Raw genomic sequence first — 4,188 nt, 5'->3', positions numbered from 1 at the left:
CGGGGGACAGATATGGTGCTGCCCCCCGGAATGGTGGGAACAATGTTGGATCTCAGATTGCCCTCCTTGTCCCTCCTGGAGGAATTGATGCAGATATAGCCCCGGCCGCCCCTGGAGCGGAAGGCGCCCTCCAGAAAGTCCATCTGGCCGCCTATGCCGGACAGCTGCCTGCTGCCCGCCGATTCGGCGTTCTCCTGTCCCATCAAGTCCAGCTGAACACCTCCATTGATGCTGATGAAATTGCTCATCTTCCCCATGCGTTCCGGGGAATGGACATGGTCCACATCGCCGGGATAGAACAGCTCCGGCTCATTTTCCAGCCAGTCATACAGCTCCTGAGAGCCCATCGCCAGGTTCCAGGTAGAGTAACCGGCATCCACCTCCTTGCGGGCGTTGGTCAGCTTTCCCGCCTTGTGGATCGCCAGGAAGGCATCGCTGATAGTGCCTGTCCAGCAGCCCAGGTCCTTCAGGTCGGATTCCGCCAGCATCTTGGCCACAGTGAAGGGAACGCCGCCTACGCCCAGCCCCAGCACGGCCCCGTCCGGGATCTCCGCCACCACATTGCGGGCAATCTGGATATCTACCGGCGAGGGGTCCTTATAGGTACGCAGAGGCAGCGGTTCATGGACCCCCTCTACGACATACGTGGCTTCCGACAGGTGGACGCGGTGGGAGCCGTTGACCCCCTGAAGCTTGGGCAGCCGCTCATTGATCTCAAAGATCACCGTACGCGCGTTTTCAAAAATCGTCCGCCAGGCATAGTTGGAAATTCCCAGGCCGCAGTAGCCGTCCCCATCCGGTTTGGACACAGGGACGAAGGCCACATCGACCCTGATATAGCTCCGGTAGAGCTCCGGCAGGGCCCGGAGCATCATAGGCAGAAACTTCACCAGCCCTCTGCTCTGCAGCTTCCGCTCATAGTCCCCGATATGCCAGCTGTAGTAGGTGAACGCGGACTGCTCCGGGTCGCGCTCCACCACCTCGATCCGGGGCCGGATCACCAGGCCGCCCCGGATCTTGACATCCTTCAGCTCCTCTTTTCTCGCCGCAAGCGCCCGGTCCATCAGTTCGGGAAAGCCCGCGCCAAAGCCGTAATCTACCCAGTCGCCGGATCGAACCGCTTTTGCCGCCACTTCGGGAGTAACAAATTTACTCATATAGTTTTGTACCATCTTTTCTCTCCTTCCAAAATATACATCGCAATATTTCTGAAGCGCCTCATGAGCCTCGATACTCTCCTTGATCCTCATATCATTATGGTCCAAACATTCTGCCCCTGTTGTCCCATTTAAGTATAATCAATCTGTCAAGCTCTTTGCTGCCCATGCCTACCTCAGAAATATTTTTTACCTATTTTTCAACAAACACCATTCATTTCTCTAACGCGGAAAAGTCCGGCTAACATGAAGCCGGACTTTTCCGTAAAGTACCCAGACAGAAGAAATTGGGGAACTATTGTGGTCAAGAATACTCTAATATTGAAAAAAGAGATCAGTCCGCCCAAATTTCCTCATCAGTGGGGATGTACATATCAGGGACCTTATAGGAAATGCGGCTCACATTCATCAGGTGGGTGAACCACAGGTTCTCGCTGATGGCGTTGTTGCCCCAGGTGCCGCAGCCCAGCGTGGTGGTGGGATTCAGACCGTTGTCCATAGCGCCGCCCAGAGCGGTGCCGCCTACCTGATTGACTGCATAGCGGGACACGTTGACGACGGTGGGAACAGCCTCGATATGCTCGGTGTTGTTGGAGTGGATGACCACGCTGTGGCCCATGCCCTCCATCTCCAGGTTGGCCCGGGCGATCTCCATGCACTCCTCCCAGGTGTCGTAGGTAAAGAGCGCCAGCATGGGGAACAGCTTCTCCTTCGCCAGGACCTCCTGACGGGCATAGCCCTTGGTGCAGCATACCAGGACCTTGGTATCCTCAGGGATCCCCTCCAGACCGGCCAAATCAGCCATCTGCTGGATCGTGGTGCCAGTCCACTCCTTGTTGAATACGCCGTCGGGGAAAGCGCTGTTGCGGACCTTGTCGGCATCGGCCTGGTTGTCAATGTAGTAAGCGCCATTCGCTCTCAGCGCGGCCACCATCTCATCTACCTTATCCTTGGGACAGATCACGTTCTGCTCACAGGTACACAGAACGCCATTGTCAAAAGTGCGGCCCGCGATGACCATCTTGGCTACCTCGTCATAGTCCACATCCCGGTCCACCAGGACCTGAACATTGCCCTGGCCGACACCCAAAGCCGGTTTCCCGGAGGAGTAAGCCACCTTTACCAGACCTGGGCCGCCAGTGCAGATGCACAGATCCACGGTCTTCATCAGGCCGGCGGACAGCTCCATAGTAGGTTCTTTAATAATCTGGATCAGGTTCTTGGGCATACCCAGCTTATCCAGCGCCTCGTTCATCAGCTCAACCGCCCGGACGCCGACGCCCTTCGCGCGGGGATGGGGGCAGATAATGACGGCGTTGCCGCACTTCAGAGCGCACATGGAGTTGTGCATGGGGTTGATGACGGGGTTGGTGGTAGCGGTGACGCAGCCCACTACGCCGATGGGCTTGGCGACCTTCATAATACCGTTGACCTCGTCCCGCTCAATGATCCCGCGGCTCTTCTGGTCCTTCATGCGCCACCAGGTGCTCTTGGATTTGTTCTTGCACTTGGCGATCTTGCTGTCCACGCGCCCCATCCGGGTCTCTTCCACCGCCATCTTGGCCAGCTCCTCCGCATGGTCATAAATCGCCTTGCCAATCGCCTTGGCGGCAGCGTCCACCTGCTCCTGGCTCATCTTCTCAAATTCCTTCTGGGCCGCGCGCGCGGCGTCTACCAGCGACTGCAGATATTCCTGTGTATCCACGATAGTGACCTCCTAATTGTATCCTATAATCAGTTTCTCAGCCCTTCAGTGCCGCGGCAATGGACTCATCAATAATCTGGAACACGGTATCCAGAGTGGCCTCATCCACATTCAGCGGGGGGATCAGGCGGATGTTGTTGTGGTCGGCGCCGCAGTTGAGCAGCAGCAGGTCACGTTTCAAAGCCTCAGCCTGGACGGCGGCGCACAGGGCCCCGTCGGGAGCGTTGTCCTCAGGCTTAACGAACTCGATGGCGTTCATCAGGCCCAGGCCGCGCACATCCCCAATGACATCGTACTTCTTCTGCAGGTCATAGAACTTGCCGCGGACAACTTCGCCCATCTTCTTCACATTCTCAAGGACGCCGCCCTCATACAGCTCTTCCAGAACCGCCAGGGAGGCCGCGCAGGAAACGGGGTTGCCGCCGTAGGTTCCGCCGTGAGCGCCCTTGGCCCACTTGTCCATGATCTCCTTCTTGCCAAAGACAGCGGACAGAGGCAGGCCGCCAGCGATGGCCTTCGCGGAGGTAAAAATGTCAGGCTCTACGCCCAGAGTCTGCCAGGCATACAGGTTGCCGGTGCGGCCAAAGCCCGTCTGGACTTCGTCAAAGATCAGCATGATGCCGTGTTTGTCACACAGCTCACGGACATACTTCAGCCACTCCACTGGGGGGACCACATAGCCGCCCTCGCCCTGAACAGGCTCCATCATGATCGCCGCTACCATAGAGGGATCCACGATCTTCTTGAAGATCTCATCAAACTGAGTGAAATACTCCTTGGGGCACTTGCCGTCCTCCATCTTGTAGGGAGTCCGGAACAGATAGGGATACTCGGCAAAGTAGACGCTGGGCATCATGGGCTCGTAGTTCTTGCGGTAGGCAGCGTTGGAAGTGGTAATAGTCGCGGTTGCCATGGTACGGCCGTGGAAGGCGTTTTTCATGGAGATGATGACAGGACGCTGGGTTGCGTACTTCGCCAGCTTCATGGCGCCCTCGTTGGCCTCAGCTCCGGAGTTGGAGAAATACACCTTGTACTTATTGCCGGTCTTCTCCACCAGCTTCTCCATCAAAGTAGTATAGGGCTCATAGTACAGAATGTTATGTCCGGCGTGGATCAGAGTATGCAGCTGCTTCTCAGCGGCAGCGATCACCTTGGGGTGGCAGTGGCCGAGGGCGTTCGTGGCAATACCGGATGCCATATCCAGAATCTTCCGGCCATCCTCCGTATACAGATAACAGCCTTCTCCCCTTACAACACAGGGCGTTGTCTCCGCGTGCATCGCCATTGGGGGCAGGAGTACCTTGCTTCTCTCATGCTGAGTCATAA

At 57.0% G+C, this 4,188-nt stretch carries 3 protein-coding genes; all 3 read right to left on the bottom strand.

Annotation, left to right across the window (positions count from 1 at the left end):
- Window positions 1–1,172 (bottom strand): acetyl-CoA hydrolase/transferase family protein (locus ACEVJK_RS14375; RefSeq protein WP_374740896.1); only part of this gene is annotated, 1,172 nt, incomplete at its 3' end.
- A gap of 319 nt (window positions 1,173–1,491) precedes the next feature.
- Window positions 1,492–2,862, bottom strand: coding sequence for an aldehyde dehydrogenase family protein (locus tag ACEVJK_RS14370; protein ID WP_186853521.1), 1,371 nt, complete (start codon window positions 2,860–2,862; stop codon window positions 1,492–1,494).
- A 37-nt stretch (window positions 2,863–2,899) separates the two neighbouring features.
- A complete protein-coding gene (locus ACEVJK_RS14365) occupies window positions 2,900–4,186 on the bottom strand; it encodes an aminotransferase class III-fold pyridoxal phosphate-dependent enzyme (protein WP_240286626.1) in 1,287 nt (428 codons plus the stop codon).
- Between the last annotated feature and the right edge of the window lie 2 nt (window positions 4,187–4,188).

This window comes from Flintibacter sp. P01028 (assembly GCF_041925235.1).
Lineage (GTDB): Bacteria > Bacillota > Clostridia > Oscillospirales > Oscillospiraceae > Lawsonibacter > Lawsonibacter aceti.
This window is presented reverse-complemented; position numbering and strand designations above follow the sequence as displayed.